Annotated in this window: 18 protein-coding genes and 1 pseudogene; 8 read left to right on the forward strand and 11 right to left on the reverse strand. The window is 71.2% G+C overall.

Features of this window, described 5'->3' with window-relative positions; all coding sequences use genetic code 11:
• Nucleotides 1-411 precede the first annotated feature (411 nt).
• Nucleotides 412-2010, forward strand: coding sequence for an IS21 family transposase (gene istA / locus AYX06_RS11690; protein ID WP_198161398.1), 1599 nt, complete (start codon nt 412-414; stop codon nt 2008-2010).
• Nucleotides 2007-2792, forward strand: a complete 786-nt coding sequence (istB, locus tag AYX06_RS11695; protein ID WP_062735912.1) for an IS21-like element helper ATPase IstB — start codon at nt 2007-2009, stop codon at nt 2790-2792. The genes istA and istB overlap by 4 nt, the downstream gene beginning before the upstream one ends.
• A gap of 104 nt (nt 2793-2896) precedes the next feature.
• Here the strand turns inward: istB and AYX06_RS11700 are convergent.
• A pseudogene (locus AYX06_RS11700) lies at nt 2897-4030 on the reverse strand (IS30 family transposase); the annotation flags it as partial.
• Nucleotides 4031-4223: 193 nt separating this feature from the next.
• Here AYX06_RS11700 and AYX06_RS11705 point away from each other — a divergent pair.
• Both AYX06_RS11705 and AYX06_RS11710 read left to right on the forward strand, forming a co-directional pair.
• A complete protein-coding gene (locus AYX06_RS11705; protein WP_062737030.1) occupies nt 4224-5387 on the forward strand; it encodes a TRAFAC clade GTPase domain-containing protein in 1164 nt (387 codons plus the stop codon).
• Entirely contained in the window at nt 5384-5728 is a 345-nt protein-coding gene (locus tag AYX06_RS11710; RefSeq protein ID WP_062735913.1) for a hypothetical protein, read from the forward strand. Before AYX06_RS11705 ends, AYX06_RS11710 begins: the two co-directional genes overlap by 4 nt.
• Before the next feature lie 137 nt (nt 5729-5865).
• On the opposite strand, the gene AYX06_RS11715 is transcribed toward AYX06_RS11710, so the two are convergent.
• Nucleotides 5866-6609, reverse strand: coding sequence for a DUF6994 family protein (locus AYX06_RS11715; RefSeq protein WP_062735914.1), 744 nt, complete (start codon nt 6607-6609; stop codon nt 5866-5868).
• 135 nt (nt 6610-6744) lie between these two features.
• Here AYX06_RS11715 and AYX06_RS11720 point away from each other — a divergent pair, with 135 nt between their 5' ends.
• Entirely contained in the window at nt 6745-7353 is a 609-nt protein-coding gene (locus AYX06_RS11720) for a hypothetical protein (protein ID WP_147017937.1), read from the forward strand.
• A gap of 366 nt (nt 7354-7719) precedes the next feature.
• Here the strand turns inward: AYX06_RS11720 and AYX06_RS11725 are convergent, their stop codons facing one another.
• The 6 genes from AYX06_RS11725 to AYX06_RS11750 all read right to left on the reverse strand — a co-directional run bounded on the left by AYX06_RS11725 (nt 7720) and on the right by AYX06_RS11750 (nt 12865).
• Complete coding sequence (locus AYX06_RS11725; protein ID WP_062735916.1) at nt 7720-8181, reverse strand: hypothetical protein; 462 nt, start codon at nt 8179-8181, stop codon at nt 7720-7722.
• A gap of 78 nt (nt 8182-8259) precedes the next feature.
• On the reverse strand, nt 8260-8439 hold the full coding sequence (locus tag AYX06_RS11730) for a hypothetical protein (RefSeq protein WP_062735917.1): 180 nt from the start codon (nt 8437-8439) through the stop codon (nt 8260-8262).
• Nucleotides 8440-8520: 81 nt separating this feature from the next.
• Nucleotides 8521-9975, reverse strand: a complete 1455-nt coding sequence (locus AYX06_RS11735) for an amidase (RefSeq protein ID WP_062735918.1) — start codon at nt 9973-9975, stop codon at nt 8521-8523.
• Nucleotides 9972-11201 carry an amidohydrolase gene (locus AYX06_RS11740; RefSeq protein ID WP_062735919.1) on the reverse strand — a complete coding sequence of 410 codons (1230 nt, stop codon included), beginning with the start codon at nt 11199-11201 and terminating at the stop codon, nt 9972-9974. Before AYX06_RS11740 ends, AYX06_RS11735 begins: the two co-directional genes overlap by 4 nt.
• Before the next feature lie 124 nt (nt 11202-11325).
• Nucleotides 11326-11886 carry a GIY-YIG nuclease family protein gene (locus AYX06_RS11745; protein ID WP_157093464.1) on the reverse strand — a complete coding sequence of 187 codons (561 nt, stop codon included), beginning with the start codon at nt 11884-11886 and terminating at the stop codon, nt 11326-11328.
• A complete protein-coding gene (locus AYX06_RS11750; protein ID WP_062735921.1) occupies nt 11855-12865 on the reverse strand; it encodes an IS481 family transposase in 1011 nt (336 codons plus the stop codon). Before AYX06_RS11750 ends, AYX06_RS11745 begins: the two co-directional genes overlap by 32 nt.
• Before the next feature lie 465 nt (nt 12866-13330).
• Between AYX06_RS11750 and AYX06_RS11755 the strand changes: the two genes are divergently transcribed.
• Entirely contained in the window at nt 13331-13789 is a 459-nt protein-coding gene (locus AYX06_RS11755; protein WP_062735922.1) for a VOC family protein, read from the forward strand.
• Nucleotides 13790-13811: 22 nt separating this feature from the next.
• On the opposite strand, the gene AYX06_RS11760 is transcribed toward AYX06_RS11755, so the two are convergent.
• The 3 genes from AYX06_RS11760 to AYX06_RS11770 form a co-directional block, all read right to left on the reverse strand.
• The gene (locus AYX06_RS11760; RefSeq protein WP_062735923.1) at nt 13812-14375 is read right to left on the reverse strand and encodes a hypothetical protein; all 564 of its coding nucleotides are present in this window, start codon (nt 14373-14375) and stop codon (nt 13812-13814) included.
• 116 nt (nt 14376-14491) lie between these two features.
• Entirely contained in the window at nt 14492-17128 is a 2637-nt protein-coding gene (locus AYX06_RS11765) for an AAA family ATPase (RefSeq protein WP_062735924.1), read from the reverse strand.
• Nucleotides 17125-18264 (reverse strand): metallophosphoesterase family protein, encoded by a 1140-nt coding sequence (locus AYX06_RS11770; RefSeq protein ID WP_062735925.1) that lies wholly within the window; start codon nt 18262-18264, stop codon nt 17125-17127. The genes AYX06_RS11765 and AYX06_RS11770 overlap by 4 nt, the downstream gene beginning before the upstream one ends.
• A gap of 116 nt (nt 18265-18380) precedes the next feature.
• Here AYX06_RS11770 and AYX06_RS11775 point away from each other — a divergent pair, with 116 nt between their 5' ends.
• Together AYX06_RS11775 and AYX06_RS11780 are read left to right on the forward strand one after the other, a co-directional pair.
• On the forward strand, nt 18381-19025 hold the full coding sequence (locus tag AYX06_RS11775) for a maleylpyruvate isomerase family mycothiol-dependent enzyme (RefSeq protein ID WP_147017649.1): 645 nt from the start codon (nt 18381-18383) through the stop codon (nt 19023-19025).
• A gap of 66 nt (nt 19026-19091) precedes the next feature.
• Nucleotides 19092-19730 carry an HD domain-containing protein gene (locus AYX06_RS11780; protein ID WP_062735926.1) on the forward strand — a complete coding sequence of 213 codons (639 nt, stop codon included), beginning with the start codon at nt 19092-19094 and terminating at the stop codon, nt 19728-19730.
• Nucleotides 19731-20011 lie beyond the last annotated feature (281 nt).

A 20011-nucleotide genomic window follows, 5' to 3' on the forward strand; every position in this document is an offset into this window, starting at 1 on the left:
ACGGAGGCGACTAAGTCGGCGAGCGTGGGGTTCTCTATGGGTCCTGTCTAAGGGCTGGTGGTGTACTGCGGCAACCAGGTGCGGCTATTGCTGGTCGTCGGCTGTCAACGGGCGCTTTCTCGTCATGGTCGCAACAGCGGGTGGTCCGGGAAGGGTAGCAAGGCGGCGAACAGCTCCGCCGGCGTCCGACCACCGAGCACCGCTCGGGGTCGACGGTTGAGCTGGTGAGCGACGTGCTAGCGGACATGCCAATCTCCCTGTAGGCGGACACGTATCTCCCTGCTGACGGACAGCTGATCTCCCTGTTCTCAGCCCCGGGGCCGGGCTCGTGTCGGTCCCCATGCAGACGTCCCTCCGGGGGTTCGCTCGAGGTCTCTGACCACCTTGAGCCATCACCCGCCGGAGGGACGCATGAAGAAGTCTGACAGGGAGATCATGGAAATTCTCGAAGCCTACGACGCCACCGGCTCCGCGCACTCGGCCGCGGCCCTGGCCGGGGTGGACCCGAAGACGGTCCGCCGCTACGCCGCCGCCCGGGATGCGGGCCGGCCGGTGACCGGGCCGGGCCGTCGTCCCCGGATGATCGATGGGTATCTGCCGAAGATTGAGGAGTGGGTCGAGCGCAGCCAGGGCACGGTCCGCGCCGACGTCATCCACGCCCGCCTCGTCGCGCTCGGGTTCCCGGGGACCGAGCGCACCACCCGCCGGGCCGTGGCGCAGGTGAAGGCTGCCTGGCGGGCCGGGCACCGGCGCACCTACCGGCCCTGGATCACCGAACCGGGTCTGTGGTTGCAGTTCGACTGGGGCGAAGGCCCGAAGGTTCCCGGGATCGACGGGACGCCGAGGCGCACGTGGCTGTTCTGCGCCTGGCTGGCCTGGTCACGCTACCGAGTGGTGATCCCGGTCTGGGACCAGACCCTGCCGACGCTGATCGGGTGCCTGGATGCGACCCTGGCGCGGATCGGCGGGGTGCCGACCTACGTGCTCACCGACAACCCCAGGACCGTGACCGTCGATCACGTGGCCGGGGTTGCGGTGCGCCACCCGCAGATCGTGGAAGCCGGCCGGCACTACGGCACCCAGGTGCACACCTGCGTGCCGTATGACCCGGAGTCCAAGGGTGGGTCGGAGTCCACGGTGCGCATCGCCAAGGCCGACCTGGTGCCCACCGAGGCGAACCTGCGTGAGCAGTACGCCTCCTTCGCCGCACTCGAGGCCGCCTGTACGGCGTTCTGCGCCAAGGTCAACGGACGCACCCACCGGGAGTCGGCCCGGGTGCCCGCCGAGGCGCTGGCCGAGGAGCAGCAACGCCTGCACGTACTGCCGGCCGCTCCGCACACCACCGCCCTGGGGGTGACCCGCACGGTGGGCACCGACCAGACCATCCGGTTCGGCTCGGTGCGCTACTCCACCCCACCGGGGCTGGTCGGGGCCGAGGTGTGGGTGCGGGTCGCCGGGGCCGAGCTGGTGGTCATGGCCGACCTCGACGTCCTCCCCACGATGCCGGGCTGGGCCGCCGGCCGCGCCGGGCTCACCGAGGTCGCCCGCCACCGCCTCTCGACCCCGGGCAATCCACGGATCGACTTGGCCCACTACCCCGACCACCCCCAAGACCCCACTGGTGCCCCACGCCCGCCCCGGCCACGAGCCCGCAGCGCGGCGGAGAAGAACTTCCTGGCCCTGGGGGCTGGGGCGCACACCTGGCTGATCGAGGCCTCCGCGGCCGGGACCACCCGGATCCGGGCGAAGATGGCCGCCGCCGTTGAGCTCGCCGCCCTCATCGGGGACGGGCCCGTGGACGCCGCCCTCGGAATCGCCGCGGCCGCCGGGCGCTTCGGCGAGGGTGACCTGACCGCGATCTGCGATCACCAGGCCACCGGGGCCACCGCCGCCGGGCTCGTGGCCGCCGATGAGACCCATTCCGCCCAGCCCGGCACCGCCGCCTGGGCGTCCTTTGGCGCCAGCACGACAACCAGCACAATCCCCACCACCGAGGAGACCGCTCAATGAACACGACCACCACCGCCCCGGCAGCACCGCCGCTGCCCGACGACCTCACCGCGGTGCTCAAGCGCATGCGGATGCCCTACCTGCGCACGGCCGCCCCCGAGGTGCTGGCCACCGCCCGCGCCCAGCGCTGGGACCCCACCGAGGTGCTGCGGGTGCTGCTGGCCGAGGAAGCCCGTGGCCGCGACGAGGCCACCAAAGCCGCCCGCCGCAAGGCCGCCGGATTGCCCGCTGGGAAGACCTTCGAGTCCTGGCGCGAGTCGGACTCTTCGATCCCGGTCCCGACCCAGTCGGCCTTGGCCACCCTGGAATGGGTGGGCCGGGCGGAGAACCTCGCGATCTCAGGGCCATCGGGCACGGGCAAGACGCACTTCCTCGAGGCCCTGGCCCATCAGGTCATCGACGCCGGAATGCGGGTCTCGTGGTTCACCCTCGAATCGCTGACCGCCGCGATCGGGCGGGCCGGGGCGGACGGCTCGATCGGCAAGACCATCGCCCGCATCACCCGGGCCGAGCTCATCGTGGTCGACGACATCGGGATGCTGCCCTCGGGCCAGGCCGCCGCCGAGGCCTTCTACCGCCTCGTCGACGCGACCTACGAACGCCGCAGCCTCGCCGTGACCAGCAATATCCATCCGGCCGGGTTCGACACGATCATGCCCAAGACCCTGGCCACCGCCGCCGTGGACCGGCTCCTGCACCACGCCCACGTCATCATCACCGAGGGCACCTCGCTGCGGCTCACCGACGCCACCGCCGGACGCGGGGTGGTCCCCTTGACCTGATACCGCCGGAGGGAGATTAACTGACCGCGGGCAGGGAGATCAGCTGTCCGCCGGCGGGGAGATCACCTGACCGCCCACAAGGAAGTCCCGCTGACCGTTGACACGACGACTCGCAGATGCTCCGGGGCATGAACCGACAGGTCGGTGCCCTTCGGAAAGAACTGGCGCAGCAGACCATTGGTGTTCTCGTTCGTGCCCCGTTGCCAGGGCTTGCCCTTCTCACAGAAGAACACCGGGCAGCCCAGGTCCGCGCTGACTTCCCGGTGCCGGGACATCTCGATGCCCTGGTCCCAGGTGATCGAGCGCCGTAGGTCCGGGGGCAGGGTGCCCAGTGCGACCACCAGGCCGCGGTGGACGAGTTCGGCATGGCGGGATCCGGGCACGGGGACCAGGATGGTGAAGCGGGTGGTGCGCTCCACGAGCGTGGCGATGTTGGAACGGTGGCCGGGCCCGGCGATGAGATCGCCTTCCCAGTGCCCGGGCTCGAGACGCTCCAGCACGTGGGCGGGGCGGTCGCTGATCATCCGCACCGGCAGCCCGAACCGGGCCCGACGCCGGGACGGGTGGCGGTGGGCCTTGCGGTAGGTGCGCCCGGTGCGCAGACAGGACCGCTGTCCCCGGGCCAGTGGCGGGAGCTGGTGGCGGTACACGGCGCGGTAGATCGTCTCGTGCGCCAGATGGCGTGCTGGCTGGCCCGGAAAGGTGGCCGGCAGGGCACGGGCAATCTGCGAGGGGCTCCAGTACTCGGCCAACCGCGCGGCGACCCAGCCTCCCAGCTGGGCGTCGGCCTCGACCTTGAGCCGATGGTGGCGCCGCCGGCGGTGGCGTGCGAGCTGTTCGGCGGTGAAGGGCCGGTAGGCGGTGAGTCCGCCGTGGTTGCGGCGCACCTCGCGGGAGATCGTCGAGGGGGCTCGGCCCAGCAGCGCGGCGATGCCACGCAGGCTGGTGCCGGCCCGGAGCTCGTCGGCGATCATCAGCCGCTCTTCTTGGGATAGGAACCGGGCGGAGATCGGCTGCGGGGCAGGTGTCAGCGGCTCGAACACGACCACGGTGCCGTCGGGTCGGGCCACCCGGTAGCCGTTCTTCCAGTTGTTCGCGGAGCTGCGGCTCACGCCCAGTTCGCGGGCCGCGGCGGCCACGGACCAGCCCTGCCCGATCATCTTCAGGAACTGTTCCCGTTTGGCCGACATCGGCCGCCGCCCGACGCGGCGATCATGGCCTCTCAGTGGTGCTGTCATGGCCTAACTTTCGGTCAGGTGTTGCGACCATGACGAGAAAGCGCCGGCCGATGGGGTGTTGCAGCGCCTGGGCAAGTGACCCGGCGGAACAGTGACCACGGCAGCAGTTCCCTGCCCATCGGCACCGACGCGGCGAATCGCACGGGGGTCCACGGAACCCACCATCAGTGGTTGTCCGGCGTAGGGTTTGCACATGAAACCGAGCAGAGTACTGGAGCAGAACATTGCGGTGTTCGGCGCGAGTGGCAGTGGCAAGACCGTGATGCTCTCCTCGTTCTACGGAGCCACCCAGGAGCCCCAGTACCGGCAGAACAATCTGTTCCACGTCGTGGCGGACGATGCCGGTCAAGGCACTCGACTGCATCAGAGCTACCTCGGCATGAAGAACTCGGCGCGACTGCCCATGTCCAACCATTTCTCCGCCACGTCCTACTCGTTCTCGGTCAGGCTGAAGGATGAACCTGACGCCAAGGCGATGAAGAAGAAGCCTTTCGACGCCCTGCGTCTGGTCTGGCACGACTATCCGGGCGAGTGGTTCGAACAGAACGTGAGCGGACCGGAGGAGGCCCAGCGCAGGATTGACACGTTCAAGTCCTTGCTGGGTTCTGACGTCGCACTCCTGCTCGTGGATGGTCAGCGTCTGCTGGACAACGCAGGGGAGGAGGAGCGGTACCTCAAGGCGTTGCTGGCCACCTTCCACAACGGACTGCTCTCGCTCAAGGACGACCTCCTGGAGGACGGCAAGCCTCTCGTCGAGTTCCCGCGGATCTGGATCATGGCGTTGTCGAAGTCCGATCTCCTGCCGAACCTGGACGTGTTCAAGTTCAGGGATCTTCTCATCGAGAAGGCCGGCGATGAGATGGCAGACCTGCGCCAGGTGCTCGCGGGGCTGGTGGAAGGGAGCGACGCGCTGTCAGTCGGTGAGGACTTCGTGCTGCTGTCGTCAGCTAGGTTCGACGCGGGCAAGGTCGAGGTGACCGAGCGAATCGGTCTGGACCTGATCCTGCCATTGGCCGCCGTGCTTCCGTTCGAGCGACACCTGCGGTGGGCCGAGCTGAAGCTTCTCCCTGCGAAAGTGGGCGAGAAACTGCTGAGTGGTGCCGGAGCTCTGGCCGCCGTGCTGGTCGGGATCAAGATCAAGCGACCCGGCCCAATCGGCCCTGTGCTGAAGTTTGTCGGCCTTGTTCTCTCGCAAGAAGTCTTGAACGACGCGGCAAAGCTCGCCGGGGACAGACTCCAGGTGCTGCACGCCGAAGCTCTGGCCAAGCGAGACTACCTGACTGCCGCGCTGACCCGCTTCAAGATCGACTTGGAAGCAGGCGAAGAGAAGCGGATTTTTATCAGGAGTCTCAGATGAGCCTCATCTGGGCCACTCGGGGGCGGAACTGGGGGTTCCGGTTCCTCCGTGACGGAGGATTCCAGGATCCGCTCCCGGAGTACGACTCAGTCTTCTCGGGGGTCGAGGATGAACCGGAAGCCTGGCGCCGCGTCGCCGAGAAGGTGGCACTGCGTTTCCCGGATCCGTTGGGCCGGAAAGACGCGGCCGGCAGAGTCATTCCCCACGAATTCGTCGCCTTCGGGCCGCTGGCCGAAGGCGTCGACACGGTCGCGGACGGTCTCCGGCTGATCTGGCCACTGGTCGCCGAAGAATTCGCCCGGGTCTGGGAACGGCCCAGGCCGCCCTCCTCCGGCGGATGACGGTGGCATCACCCTCCGCCGAGCGAGCACGGTCAGGGCTGTCCGTCGCACTCTTGCAGCGGACCGTGCTCTGCACAGTGTGAGTCAGCCTCTGGATCGAGGGGGAGAGGCAGTTGCTGCGGCACTGCTGCTGGATTTCAGTTTCGGGAGTGGTGCTCGCTGACCCACTCGGCCATCCGGCGTTTCCGGCCTTCAATGAACTCCAACGTCTTCTCCCGGTACTCCACGTACTCGTCGGTTGTGGTCGGTGTCCCGGAACGCTTGAAGTTATCGAACGGCAGGTAGAACCGGACCTCGTCACAGTCGGGCGTCACGAGGTCTTGAAAGTGGAAGAACTCCACGAACTCCGTAAACCCTTCGAAGAGTTCGAAGTAGTCCGCGTAGGCGTTGATGACATCAGCGAGGGGACTCCACGGTTCTCCTGCGTAGTGACGCCGGATGCACTCAAGTGTGAGGTCCATACGGTCAGCGATCAGCAGTCTGAACCCGCGCGCCGTGTTCATGGTGGGCCGGTCCTTCCTCCTGACGGGCCAAATCATCGCACTGCCGATGGTGTACGGCGGGTTCAGATATCGGGACCGCTGGTCCTCATCCAACGAAGCGATGGCGTTGACCAGAGATTTTGGACGTGACCAGCGGGTGTAGGAGCTCGTGATGGCATCGCTGCCGAGGACAAATTCCGTGCCGTCTGCTTCATACGCGAGATACGGGGACAAAGCGCGCCCAGCATGAAGCTCGAACGGCCGCCCGTCAGGGAGCGGCTTGCTCCAGAGAATTCGGTGGTACTGCCGGAGTGTGGGGCTACGACTGTCGGGGTCCTTGCCTGCCGGAGTGTCGTCGCGGAAGTTGTAGTCGTCGTCGAACTCTCCGGCCTCTTCCATGAGTTGAAGCTATCAGGGGCGGCCCAGGTTGGGCCGCAGCCCTCGCCCGCATTTCCGGACGCCGGCGGTGGAAATCGACGATGGTATTCATGTGGGCGTCGCAAATGGAGTCCCGCAAACGTCCGATGTAAATTTGTGAATGCGAACATCGCCGTTATCGGAGGCACGAACATGACGAGCCGACTGCCCGGGACATGGCAAGAGCCGCACCGAGACGTCCCATTTCCTCCTCAGGAAGCGCGAAGACTGTGGACAGAGGAGGCGATTCCGAAGCTGAAGTCCGTCGCTTCAACGTTCGGCGGCTACATCACGTACCAGGACCTGGGCGACCATCTGTTCGAGGCCACCAAGGTTCGCACGACGAGCTTGCTCCCGCGGTGGATCGGGCAGCCGCTCTATCGGGTGCTCGACTACTGCGAAGGACAGAGCCTGCCGGGGATCACGGCCCTCGTCGTTCAGAAGGGATCCGGCATGGTCGGCCCCGGGTTCAACGACTGGTTTCGGCGGCGCAATCGCGGCCCCGCCGACAATGAGGTCGAGCTCGAAGCTTTTGCGGCCGAGGAGAGGCTTGCGTCCTACCGCCTGTACTGCCCCGACGTGCCGGACAACGCGGTTCCGATGCCCACACCTCAACTCGCCAGAGCGGTCCATACGGGAACCATGGAGTGGCCATGGGCGCCGCCGCCCTGCTCCGGCTGCGGTAGACCACTGAACTTCTACGAACCCTGCCCCGTCTGCATCTGATGTCACGCGGTCGGCCGGGCAGGGCCAAGTGCACTTGAGCGTGCAGCCTGGTCCAGCAGCGTTCCTGCCTGCTGCCAAGATCGGGCACACGGGGCGATCTCAAGAGCTCCAGTGCGGGGGAGCGGGACATGTTCCGCGGTGGTGATCGTGGCGGACATGGTGAGAAAACTCCATGCATCTCATGGGTGGGCGGGAAGCCCACAACAGCTACGGCGATAGAAATTGTCGGTGAGTGGATCCAGCGTTAGTGATTCTGCCCTCCGAGATCTCCCTCGTGAGCAGGTGCCGGGTCACCACAAGATCGGTCTGCCTATTGCGTCACGCCGAGCCGGATGTGCTCCGCTCCGGCTGCTGATTCAGCATCCGTCAGGGAGAGCTGGATTCCTCGCACGCCGCCGGCGCCCGGTCGCCGCTGCTGTCGACCGGCTCCGGCGTGTGCCGCCGCCCCAGCGCCCGCCACAGCAGGAGCCCGCCGCCGGCGATGAGGGCCAGCGGCCACAGGTAGTTCAAGACGCTCAGCAGCGCGGTGGCGTCCAGGGCGACCAGCACGGCCAGGACCGCCAGCGCGCCTGCGGGGATCCACGCCCACCGGCGCCGGCCCGGCCCGCCGGGCAGGACCGCCACGAGCACGAAGGTCAGGGCGAGGCCGGCGAAGAACAGGGCCCCGGAGGCGCGCGCCCCGGCGTCCGAGGCGCCTCCCACCGCGGGAACGGCCAGCGTCAGCATCACGCCGGCGGGGATGATCGCCCACCATCGCTCGTGGTCCCGCAGGTACACCGCGGCGAAGCCGAGCCTGATCGAGCCGAGGAACAGGGAGCCGCCCCACACGGCGGCGCCGGGCAGTCCGGCCTCGCCGGCGAGCGCCGAGAGGCCCAGGCCCAGGAGCGCGCCACCGGGGATCGCGGCTCACCAGCTCTGCCGGTCCGTGGCGAACAGGTACCAGAAGACGGCGGAGGCGGCCAGGAACAGCACGCTCCAGAACAGCCCCGTGGCCACCGGGGCGCCCACGGCCTGGAGCAGCAGCAGGGCTCCGGCCGCGAGCAGGAGCGCTCCGAACAGGGCGACGACGGTGCGGCGGGTTCTCATGGTCTCCCACCTCTCCCGCTCCCAGCCTAGGACGCCGCCGACCCGGGAGGCACTGTGTCGTAGCGCCGAGAGGTAGGAGGGTCAGAGCACGGGCGCCCGCTCCGCGTGGCGTGTCGCGATGTCGTAGGCGCGGGCGGCACGCAGCAGCTCGACGTCCCGGCCGTGCGCGGCGACCAGCTGCAGCCCGACCGGCAGCCCGCCCGGGCTGAACCCGCCCGGCACCGAGACCGCGGGGCAGCCCGTGGCCGAGATCAGCGTGGCCGAGCGCAGCCACTCGACATATGTCTGCATCGGCATACCGGTGACCGTGCGCAGCCAGCGCTCCTCGGAGGGGAAGGGCAGCACCTGGGCAGTGGGGCACAGGAGCAGGTCGTAGGCGCCGAAGAACGCCTGGGTCGCCTCGTGCAGGCGGGTGCGGGCCAGGGCGGCGTCCATGAGCTGCGGGCCGGTGAGGGCCAGGCCCTTCTCGACGTTCCACACGACCTCGGGCTTCACCTGCTCCCGGTGCTCGGCGACCACGGTGCGCAGGTTCACGGCCATGTCGAAGGCCCGCGTCACATCGAACACCTCATCGGCGTCACGCAGGTCGGGCACGGCCTCCTCGACCACGGCCCCGATCTGCTCGAACACCCGCGCCTGCTCGCGAAGCACGTCGAGGATCTCCGCCTCGACCGGCACGCCGACCCCGAAGTCCGTGGTCAGCCCGATCCGCACCCCGGCCAGGGGCCGGGCGTCGGGCTCGGGGAGATCCTCGGCGGCCAACGTGCGGAACGCCGCCCGCTCCACCGGGCACGCCAGCGGGACCCGGGGGTCGGGCCCGGTGAGCACGGACATCGCCAGGACGACGTCGTCCACGCTGCGGGCGATCGGCCCGGACCGGCCCAGCCACGCCCAGGCGTCGGGGGAGGGAGCGAGGGGCAGGACCCCGGTGGAGGGCCGGAACCCCACGACGTTGCAGAACGACGCCGGGTTGCGCAGGGACCCGCCCATGTCCGAGCCGTCGCCCAGGGGCTGGATCCGGGACGCGATCGCCGCGGCGGCCCCGCCACTGGAGCCGCCGGCGCTGCGGGTGCGGTCGTAGGGGTTGTGCGTGGTGCCGAAGAGCTCGTTGAAGCTGTGGGAGCCGGCGGCGAACTCCGGCACGTTGTTCTTGCCGGTGCTGATCACCCCGGCCGCCCGGAACCGGGCCACGATCAGGTCGTCGTGGTCGGGCACGTGCTCGGCGAACACCGGGGAACCGGAGGTCGTGCGGATCCCGCGGACGGCGTGGGTGTCCTTGTGGGTCATCGGCACCCCGTGCAGGGGCGGCAGCTCGTCGGGCGGGGTGACGACGGTGCGCTCGTCGGCTCGCGCGGCCGCCGCGTAGGCCGCTTCCCGGACCTGGGTGACCACGGCGTTGACGGCCGGGTTCACGGCGTCGATCCGGGCGTAGTGGGCCTCGAGCACCTCCCGCGCGGACACGCTCCGCTGCCGGATCGCGGCCGAGAGCTCCCGGGCGGAGAGCTCCAGCAGGGAGGTGTCCGCGCGGGCGGTCATCGGGCGATGCCTACGCGGGAGAGGATCGCCGTGACCGCGGCGGTCACGCCCGTGGTCAGGGTCGGCTCCATCACCGGGGCGAAGAAGGGCGAGTGGTTGGTCGGCACCGGCTTCCCGCCGTCGAGCACGTCGTCGGGCGTGCCGCCGAAGAACCAGTAGACGCCGGGCACCCCGATGGCGTCGGGCAGGTGCCCGAAGTCCTCGCTGCCCATCTGGGCGGGACGGTCCAGCACGTTTCCCTCGCCCAGGGCGGCCCCGAGCGCCTGCTTGAGCGCGGCCGTCTCCGCGGGGTCGTTGACGAGCAGGGGGAAGGTGTAGAGCTCCTCGATGTCCGGGGCCGGTGCGCCCGAGGCGTCGGCCTCCGCGAGGATCACGCGGCGCAGCGCGGCGAGCACCTTCTCCCGGACCGCGCGGTCGAGGTTGCGGACGTTGACGGTGAACACCGCCGTCGGGGGAATGATGTTCTCCTTCAGTCCCGCGTGGAAGGTGGCGATGGTGATGACGGCGGACTGCTGGGCGGGCACCTCGCGGGAGACGATGCTCTGCATCCGCACCACCATGTGGGCGGCCAGCACGACAGGGTCGATCGTGTCCTCGGGACGGGAGCCGTGCCCGCCGCGCCCGTGCACCGTGACCCGCCAGCTGTCGGCCATCGCCATGGCCGGGCCGGTGCTGATCTCCACCTGCCCGGCGCGCCCCGGCCACACGTGCTGGCCGTAGACGACCTCCGGGCGCGGTGCCCGGTCCCACAGCCCGTCGTCGAGCATGGCGCGGGCGCCCTCGGCGGTCTCCTCGCCGGGCTGGAAGAGGAACACGACCGTGCCCGCCCACGCGTCGCGGTCGCCGGCGAGCAGGGTCGCGGCGCCGATCGCGCTGGTGATGTGGGTGTCGTGGCCGCACGCGTGCATCACCGGCACCTCGGTGCCGTCGGGCAGGGTGCCGCGGGCCGTGGAGGCGTAGTCGAGGCCGGTGTCCTCGGCCAGGGGCAGGGCGTCCGTGTCCGCGCGGAAGCCGACGACAGGCCCCTCGCCGTTGCGCAGGACGGCGACGACGCCGGTGTCCCCGCACCGGAACGTCTCGCAGCCCAGTGCCTCCATGCGGGCGCGGATCAGCTCGGCGGTCGCGTGCTCCTGCATGGACAGCTCCGGGCTCCGGTGCAGGTGGCGGTAGAGCTCGTGCAGGTTGTCGCGGAGCGCGGTGGGGACCTCGGGAACGGTGGTGGTCATGACGTCCTTTCCTGGTGAGCCGCCGGGGCGGCGGGCCGCCGTGTGTTCCGTAGTAGTTGTCGCAGCAGCTTCAGGATGCGCGGCTGGTGGTCTGCGTGGTCAAGAAGTCCCTCGTGCGCCGAGGTCAGGAACGCCGCGGCAGGCCCGCGCGGAAAGTCTCCTTCAGCGCGGTCAGCTGAGCGCCGTGGTCGGTGCCGTCCGTGTTCAGCACCGGCCGGTGCTCGGCGATCCACCGCCGCTCCAGCGCGTCGACGTCGTCCTTCGTCGCGCAGACCGCCCAGCCCAGGAGCAGGTGCTCCTGTATCCAGTCCGTGAGCCGCTGCTCCTGCGCCTCGTCGAGGACCACCCGGCCGCGCCCGTCCAGGGCCGCGCCCTGCCGCCAGGACGGGCCGCCCGGCAGGAGGACGGCCAGCAGCGTGCGCCGCAGCGCCGAGGACCGGGTGCGCCGCAGGTGCTGGCCCACGATGCGCTGGTGCAGATTGCGGCGGGCCCGGCCCACGTAGAGCAGCTCGGCCCGGCCGGAGGCGTGCACCAGCCGCGGCACGTCCGGCAGCTGCAGCAGACCGGCCGCCTCGGGGGTGGGATAGCGGGCGGTGTCCAGCCACCAGGAGTAGACACCGCGCTCCCGGCCCGGTTCCGCTTGCAGCGGGGTGCTAAGTGTAAGAGGGCATGACGTTATTGGCACGGGCCGGGGTGCGTGAGACCGGGGGCTGATCACCACAGGCGGTGTGGGGCCGATGGTAGTTGAAGTGGTTGACCCACACCCCGATCGCGTCCCGGCGGGCCTGCTCGCTGGCGTAGGGGCGGGCGTAGAGGACTTCGTCGGCGAGCAGCCGGTTGAACCGCTCCACCTTCCCGTTGTGGCGCGGGGTGTACGGGCGGATCCGCTGATGCCGGGAGGCGAGGACCTCCACCGTGCGGGTGAAGTCTTTCGCCCGGTAGTTGGCGCCGTTGTCGGTGACCACCCGATGCAGCCGGTCGATGCCGTGGGCGGCGAAGAACACCCTCGCCCGGCAGAAGAACCCGATCGTGGTGGTCGCCCGCTCGTCCTCGAGGGCCTCGGTATAGGCCAGCCTTGAGAACCCGTCCACGGCCGAGTGCAGGTAGGTGTAGCCGACCTTCGCCCCGGGACCACGCTTGGACTGCTTGGCAGCAGCGCTGCCACGGCCGTGGGCCCGCCAGCCGCCGCCGTCGGGGATCCGTCCGACCTTCTTCACGTCCAGGTGCACCATGTGCCCTGGCCACCCCGCACGGATCCGCCGCGGCGGGCGCCGCAGGTCGTCCCCGTCCGGAGTGAGGTCGCGCAGCCGAGAGATGCCCAGCCGGGACAGCCAGCGGCCCACGGTGCGCAGGTGCAGGCGGTGCCCCAGATCCAGCAGGTGGCGGTGGATGCGCCGGGCCGACCACTTCCGGTCCCGGCGCAGGGACTCGATGAGCTCCACGACCGCCGCAGGGGTGCGCTGAGGGCTGCGCCGCGGAGTCGAGGGATGATCGACCAACCCCGCCTCACCCGCTGCGAGGTAGCGGGCCACCCAGGTGGCCACCGTGGGACGGCTGACCCGGAACTCGGTCGCCACATGGGCTTTCGGGATGCCGTCGTGGAGGTGACGGTGGACCATGCGCAGCCGGCCGGTGGGGGTCAGGGGTGCATTACGGTGGGTCATGAACGGGCTCTCTCGCGCGGATGTTGGTGTAGGAACTTCCATCCTGAAGCGAGGAGCCCGTTCCTCATCTCAGCGCCGCACCCGCGCCAAGAACCTCATGCCCCGCAACAGCTAAGTGGGAGGTTGGGCAGGCTGAAGTCAGTGCGCTGGGTGCTCACGCGTCCTCCCTTTCCGGCTCTCCCGAGGCAGCAGGTTCAATTCACCTGCCGCGTCAGCCCGTGGTCCCAGGGCATCCCCTGACCACTAGTTTGCGGATGCAATTGGCACTCCGACTCTAGAGGCAGTGTGAGGCATGACACGGTGGCTGGCGCATTACTTTTTGAAGTAGCGGCAGAAATGTCCGTGGGCTCGACAGCCGGAACCACCATCGCGGGCGGTGCCGCAACAGGCGGGTCACATCGTTGTTCCTCCTCGGGCGCGGGGCGAGCATGGAAGTCTCGCCCGCCGATCCCCGGAGGAGTCGTCATGGCCTACCAGTTCTATCCCCACATCCCCGTCACCGACCTGGCGCGCTCGCGGGCGTTCTACGAGGCCCTGGGCTGGTCGGTGGCGCCCGGCCTGGAGGAGGGGCACAGCGTGATCCTGGAGCTCGGCGAGAACTTCGGGGTCACCCTCGTGGAGCGCGATTACATGCAGCGGGTCATCGGCGGGGACCAGGAGCTGGCCGACCCCGGCCGCACGGTGAGCGGCGGCTACGCCCTGGTCGTGGACACGCCCGAGGAGGTCGACGCCCTGGCGGAGCGGGCGGTGGCCGCCGGCGCCACCACGCACCGGGCCGAGGACGCCGGCTACATGCGCAACCGGGTCTTCGCCGACCCGGACGGCCACCGGTGGAACATCGCCTGGGTGGATCCGCTCGTGATGGAGCGGAACTGGGACGCGGTCAAGGAGAAGTACCCGGAGGCCGCGCTGCCGCAAGGGTGAGCCGGTCACCCGGCTCAGCCCTTCAGGACCGCTGCCGGTGGTGGAGGATGAGCAGCCGCGCGTAGCCGTCCGTGAGGCGGTCGATGAGGTCGACCTTCAGGTACTCGTCCTCGGAGATCCGGCGCACAGTGTGCAGGGAGGTCCCGTCGAAGGCCACGGGAGGCGGCAGCTCGCCCGGGCCGTCGGGCGGTTCCACCTCCAGCCGCCACGCGCCCAGGTCCTGGTGCGGGGTGGCGTCGGGGCCCGGTGTGCGCGCCCACAACCGGCCGTCCGTGCCCACGACCAGGCCGCCGACGACGTGCCACCCGTGGCCGCTCCGGACCCCGGAGAGCGCACGGCCGAACAGGGGGTAGGACCGGGCGCCCCGGGGGAAGTGCACGAGCCGGGCCGGCTTCAGGCCTTCCGCGCGCAGCAGCTCGCTCGCCTCGACCCCGACCTCCCGCACCTCGGCCAGCGCCTGTTCCAGATCGGCGTCCCGGGCATCGGCCTCCCGGGAATCAGCCTCGGAGCGGGCGCGATCGCCCGACGCCGGCGCCTGCGATCCCGTGGCCGCTACCCGGGAACGTCGTTGGTCCTCGATGCTCATGTCCGTCCCTCGTCTCCGTGGCCACGAGTCTAGGTGAGCCACGGCACACCGGGGGGCGGCGGTCGTCCGGTGGGCCGGATATGTCTCTGCCCGACCTTCCCGGAGTCCGGCGCGGCTCACATCTCGATCCGCCGCGCCTCCCGCAGGTTCGCGAAGCGCTCCGGGTTGGAGGTCAGCACGATCACCTGAGTCCGCTCCCCGGCGGTGGTGATGGCCGAGGCCAGCCGGCGCAGCCGCTGCGGGTCGGAGTGGCCCAGGGCGTCGTCGAGCAGCACCGGCACCCCGTCCTCCGGGTCCACCAGCAGGGCGGTGGCGAGCCGGATGAGGATCACCAGCTGCTCCTTGGCCCCGGTGGACAGGGCCGCGAAGGGCAGCCAGTCGCCGTCGAGCTTGCGCTGCTCCACCTCCAGGGTGCCGCTCACCTGCACCTCGAACTCCGGGCCGTAGACGGCCCGGCCCAGCTGCTCCACCGCGGTGCGGAACGGCTGGACGTACTGGGCGTGGGCGCGCTCGCGGTGGGCCAGCAGGGTGCGCTCCAGCAGCAGGGCCGCCTCGGCCCGCCGCTCCATCCCGGCCAGGTGGCGCCGGGCGGCCTCGAGCCGGGTCTCGGCCTGGTCGTGGACCAGCTGCACCCGGTCGCGGCCCATGCCCTCGAGCTTGCCCAGCAGGGAGCTGCGGCGGCCCTGCCGGTCGGTGAGCAGCCGCTCGAGCCCGGCGACCTGGTCGGCCACGAGCTGCCGGTCCGCGAGCACTCGCTCGGCGTCCAGACCCGTCAGGTGCGCCTCGTGCGCGTCGATCTCCTCCTGGACGGCGGCCAGCGCCGCACCGGCCGCGGTGACGGCGCGCTCGAGCTCCTCGTCCGGCACGTCGTGGCGGGCCTCCTCGAGCCGGGCCCGGGCGGCGGTGAGGGCCCGCTCCTGCTCCAGGGCCGCACCCTGCAGGGAGTGCAGCCGCGTCTGCGCCTTCTCCAGGTTCGCCCGGGCCGCCTGGGCGGCCGCCTCCGTGCGGCGGGCGGCGTCCTCGGCCTCGATGAGGGCGTCCTCGGCGGCCTGGACCGTGGCCTGCGCCGCGTCGGCCGACGCCGGCAGCGGCACGTCGCCGCTGCGCCGCTCGCCGTACTGCTCGATCGCCGCCGCGAGGCGGTCCCGCTCGTCGCGCAGCCGGCTCTCGTCCTCGCCGTCCAGGAGCCGGTCGCGGTCCGCCACGGCCTCGCGCACCTGCCGGGCCAGCTCCTGGGCGTCGCGCCACGCCGCCCGCGCCTCGGCGACCGAGCCGAGCCCGTGCCGCGCCAGCAGCGCGGCGAAGGCCTCGGCGGCCTGCTGCGCGGCGTCCCGGCGGGTCTCGATGCCCTGCTCCGGGGAGATCCGCACCCGCCACTCGCCGGGGATCTCGATCTCGACCTCGTCGGTCACCGGGACCGACCACGGCTCCTCGGAGCGGACCTCCTCCGTGGCGCCGCAGCGCTCGATGCGGCGGGCGTGCCCGAGCGCGGTGAGCTCCACCCGGGCGCTGCCGGCGGCCAGCTCCGCCTCGGCCCGCTCCGCGGCGCGCTGGGCCCGGTCGAGTTCGTCCAGGACGTCCTCGTCGATCTCGGTGATGGGCCGGGACTGCAGCTCGGCCAGCCGCGCCCGGACCGCCTCAAGGGAGTCCAGGATCGTGCTCGCGCGGCGGTGGCGCCCGACGTCCTCGAGGTGCTTCTGGTCCTCCCGCGCGGACCGGTGCGCCGCCCGGGCCTCCTGCACGGCGGCCTGGGCCGCGGCGCGGCGCTGCTCGGTCTCCTCGGCCTGCTCCCGCACCGGTGCGAGGTCCTCCTCGCAGGCGCGCAGGTCTCCGGCGAGAGCGGCGCTGCGCTCCTCATCGGCGGCCAGGGCGGCGACCAGCTCCGTGCGGCGGCTCGCGCGCTCGCGGGCGCGGTCGAGCTCGCCCTGGGCGGCGTCCCGGCGGCGCTGCGCCTCCTGCTGCTGCCGCTGGACGGCCTCGATCTGCTCGGCGGCACGGTCCAGCTCCGCCCGCTCGGCCCGGGCCGCGGCGAGCTTGCGGCCGGAGTCGGCGATCTCCTCGGTGAGCTCCGCCAGCTCGTCCTCGACTCCGGCGATGCCGCGCAGCTCCTCGGCGGCCGCCGCGGCGGCGGTCTCGGCGTCCCGGCAGTCGGTCTCGGCCTGGACGAACTTGGCGTTCCTCTTCCGCGTGGAGGTCCAGTACCGGTCGCACTCCGCGCCCACGCGCTCCAGCAGGGTGGTGACCTCGCGGTCGTCGCCCTGGGCCTCGCCGGCGCGGGACTCCAGGGCCCGGCGCAGCGCGGCGCTGTCGGTCAGGGCGTTCTGGTCCAGGCCGCTGGCCTGGAGGTAGCGCAGCGCCTGCCACAGGATGGTGTCGGCGGTGGCCCACAGCTGCTCGGCGGCGTCGTGGGCCTCGCGGCCGGTGACCGTGCGCCCGGCCGAGGCGCCCGAGACGTGACGCAGGGTCGTGGTGGGCCGCTTCAGCCACTGCTTGGTGTAGACCACCCGGGTCGGCCCGATCGAGAATTCCGCCTCCACGAGCACGGGCACGTCCCGGCCGGCGGGCTTCGCCTCGAGGATCGTGCGCTTCTTGCTGCTGTCCGGCAGGGCGATCAGCGCGTCCAGCGCGTCGATCATGGAGGTCTTGCCGATCTCGTTGCGGCCGGTGACCACCACGACCCCGGCGTCGGGGAACTCGATCTCGCGGGCGGTCACGCCGCGGAAGTTCTCGAGCTTGAGGCGGTGCAGCTTCATCGGGTCGGTCCTCCCACGAGGCGGTACAGGAGCCGCAGCGCGTCCCCGGCGGCGGGGGCGTCCTCGGCGTCGGAGGCGGCTTTCTCGCGCAGTTCGACGACGGCGTCCGCGGCGTAGCCGCCGACGTCGAGGTCCTCGAACTCGTGCTCGTCCGGGACGACCACCAGGTCGGTGTGCCGCTCCCACGCGTTGAGGCTCGCGAAGACCTCCGCCTGCTGCGCGAGCAGGTTCTCCAGCGCCGCGGAGGCGGACAGGCTCAGGGTGCCGGTGAACACGGTCTGCAGGATGATCCGCTCCTTGGGCGTGAGCGCGGCGAGCTCGGCCCGCAGGGCGTCGACGTCCTCGGGGCCGTCCAGCCGGCGCTGGAGGCGCAGGTGCTCCCACCGGCCCACCTCGTGGGCGGTGACCTGCGCGCCGGCGTCGTCCAGGGCAACCTCCAGGACCTGCCCGCGGCCGTGCTCGCGGAAGCTCGTGGACTCGTGGGTGCCGGAGTAGTGGATGGCGCCGCGGCCGTCCTCGGGCCAGCGGATGTGCCGGTCGCCCAGCGCCACGTAGTGGATCGCCCCGCGCGCCAGCGCCTCGTCCAGGGGCGCCCGGCGCACGGTTGTCAGGGAGTTCTGGTCGGGGTCCAGCTCGTCGAGCATGCCGTGGCCCACCACGATCCGCAGCGTCCCGTCCGCCGTCAGGCCCTCCAGGGCCGGGGCGACCGGGTCCGCGTCGGGCCGCTTGCTGCGCCAGGGGGCGGCCACCAGCTCCACGCCGTCGGCGGCGGGCCAGGGGCCGACGTCGTCCAGGAGCACGACGTTGTCCGGCTTGAGCTGCTGGAAGGCGTCCTGGGCGTAGATCGACCCCGGGCCGAGGGGGTCGTGGTTGCCGGGCAGCAGGTACACCGGCAGCTGCACGGCGCCCATGGCGTCCAGGGCGCGGCCGACGTCCCGGCGGCTGAGGTTGGCGTGCTCGAAGACGTCGCCGGCCACCACCACGAACGCGCATCCCCGCTCGCGGGCCAGCTCCCCTATCCGGCGGATCGTCTCCACGCGGTCGCCCGTGTACCGGGACTGGGCCTCGCCCTCGAGGTAGTGCCGGGTCATGCCCAGCTGCCAGTCGCTCGTGTGGAGGAAGCGGGTGCTCGTCATCGAAGCTCCTCGGTGGGTGGCCGGTGTGCTGCCCCGGGGGTGTGGGTCCTCTGCCACGCTAGCGGGACCGGCGGACACCGCACGCGCGGCACCCCGGCATGTGCTTGAGTAAGGCCATGGTGCGCACCAGTGCGAGCGATCTGTGGCCCGCCGTCCACGCCGAGCGCGCGGCCCTGGCCGAGGACCTGGCCGACCTGGACGAGGACCGGTGGGCGGTGCAGTCCCTGTGCGGGCGGTGGTCGGTGGAGGAGGTCGTCGCCCACCTGACCGCGGCCGCGAGCCTCGGCCGGTTCCGGTGGCTCCGGAGCATGCTGGGCGCCCGGTTCGACGCCGGCTTGCACAACCAGCGCCGGCTGGAGGAGCACCGGGGTGCCACGCCGGCCGAGACGCTCCAGCGGTTCCGCGCCGTGGCCGGGAGCAGGACAGCACCCTCCAAGGACACCGCGGCGTGGCTGGGTGAGGTCGTCGTGCACGGCCAGGACATCCGCCGCCCGCTCGGGCTGCCCCGCACCCCGCCGGTCGGCACGGTGACCGAGGTGGCGCGGTTCTTCGCGGGCCGGGACTTCGCCGTGCCCAGCCGCAGCACGGCCGAGGGCCTGCACCTGGTGGCGACCGACGGCCCGTTCGAGACCGGCTCCGGCCCGGAGGTCCGCGGGACCACGCTGGCGCTCACCATGGCGATGGCCGGCCGCGCGGCGTACTGCGACGACCTGACGGGTGAGGGCGTCCCCATCCTGCGGTCCCGCTGCACTCCTGCCTGAGAGAGTGGGGGAGGACCGGCCCTGGCCGGTTCCGCGCGCCACCCACACCCGAGCAGAGGAGACACCGTGCCCGAGACCATCGCCGGCATCACCGTTCCCGATTCGCCCCTCGCCCGCGAGACCACCGAGCTGGTCCGCAAGGCCGCCGACGAGAACCTGTTCCACCACTCCCGCCGGGTCTTCCTCTTCGGCATGCTCAAGTCCGCCGCCCGCGGGATCGAGGTGGACCCGGAGCTCGCCTACGTCGGGGCGATGTTCCACGACCTCGGCCTCACCGACGAGTACCGCACCCGGGACCAGCGCTTCGAGATCGACGGCGCGGCCGCGGCCCAGGCGTTCCTGCGCGACCACGGCCGCTCCGCGGAGGAGGCCCGCACCGTGTGGCTGGCGATCGCCCTGCACACCACTCCGGAGATCCCGCTGCACCTGGAGCCCGAGGTCGCCATGGTCACCCTCGGCGTCGAGACCGACGTGCTGGGCCTGGACCTGGACCAGATCTCCGAGGAGCACCGCGCCGAGGTCGTCGCCGCGCACCCCCGCCCGGACTTCAAGAACCGGATCCTCCGCGCCTTCTACGACGGCATGGCCGACCGTCCCGAGACCACCTTCGGCACCATGAACGACGACGTGCTCGCCCACTTCGACCCCGACTTCCACCGGGAGGACTTCGTGCGCATCATCCAGGGCAACGCCTGGCCCGAGTGAGCCCGGGCAGCCGGTGCATACCTCTGCCGGGGCCCGTCTGCCGGTGGGCGCGGCATCGCCGAGGCCGCCTGCGCCGCCGGCATCAGCGGCACTGGCGCACTGGGCCGGACGTTCGCGGCACGGTTCCAGATCTCGACCACCCAGTACCGCGCGCGCTTCACCAGGACCGTTGACCTAGCCCGGTGAGGGCCGGCGGCCGCTGCGGACCGCAACGGCGTCGTCACACCGTCATGCCGATCGAGGGAGGGAGGACCATGGAATGCCTGTCCCACCGTGTGGGT

Source organism: Kocuria turfanensis, from assembly GCF_001580365.1.
In the GTDB taxonomy this organism is placed as follows: Bacteria; Actinomycetota; Actinomycetes; order Actinomycetales; family Micrococcaceae; genus Kocuria; species Kocuria turfanensis.

Excerpts from the sequence above, each read along its gene's own strand:
- istA (WP_198161398.1), top strand. The coding sequence starts at position 412 with ATGAAGAAGTCTGACAGGGAGATCATGGAAATTCTCGAAGCCTACGAC.
- AYX06_RS11740 (WP_062735919.1), bottom strand. The coding sequence starts at position 11,201 with ATGACCACCACCGTTCCCGAGGTCCCCACCGCGCTCCGCGACAACCTG.
- AYX06_RS11765 (WP_062735924.1), bottom strand. The coding sequence starts at position 17,128 with ATGAAGCTGCACCGCCTCAAGCTCGAGAACTTCCGCGGCGTGACCGCC.
- AYX06_RS11735 (WP_062735918.1), bottom strand. The coding sequence starts at position 9,975 with ATGACCGCCCGCGCGGACACCTCCCTGCTGGAGCTCTCCGCCCGGGAG.
- AYX06_RS11730 (WP_062735917.1), bottom strand. The coding sequence starts at position 8,439 with ATGAGAACCCGCCGCACCGTCGTCGCCCTGTTCGGAGCGCTCCTGCTC.
- AYX06_RS11750 (WP_062735921.1), bottom strand. The coding sequence starts at position 12,865 with ATGACCCACCGTAATGCACCCCTGACCCCCACCGGCCGGCTGCGCATG.
- AYX06_RS11775 (WP_147017649.1), top strand. The coding sequence starts at position 18,381 with ATGGTGCGCACCAGTGCGAGCGATCTGTGGCCCGCCGTCCACGCCGAG.
- AYX06_RS11760 (WP_062735923.1), bottom strand. The coding sequence starts at position 14,375 with ATGAGCATCGAGGACCAACGACGTTCCCGGGTAGCGGCCACGGGATCG.
- AYX06_RS11755 (WP_062735922.1), top strand. The coding sequence starts at position 13,331 with ATGGCCTACCAGTTCTATCCCCACATCCCCGTCACCGACCTGGCGCGC.
- AYX06_RS11710 (WP_062735913.1), top strand. The coding sequence starts at position 5,384 with ATGAGCCTCATCTGGGCCACTCGGGGGCGGAACTGGGGGTTCCGGTTC.
- AYX06_RS11705 (WP_062737030.1), top strand. The coding sequence starts at position 4,224 with ATGAAACCGAGCAGAGTACTGGAGCAGAACATTGCGGTGTTCGGCGCG.
- AYX06_RS11770 (WP_062735925.1), bottom strand. The coding sequence starts at position 18,264 with ATGACGAGCACCCGCTTCCTCCACACGAGCGACTGGCAGCTGGGCATG.
- istB (WP_062735912.1), top strand. The coding sequence starts at position 2,007 with ATGAACACGACCACCACCGCCCCGGCAGCACCGCCGCTGCCCGACGAC.
- AYX06_RS11715 (WP_062735914.1), bottom strand. The coding sequence starts at position 6,609 with ATGGAAGAGGCCGGAGAGTTCGACGACGACTACAACTTCCGCGACGAC.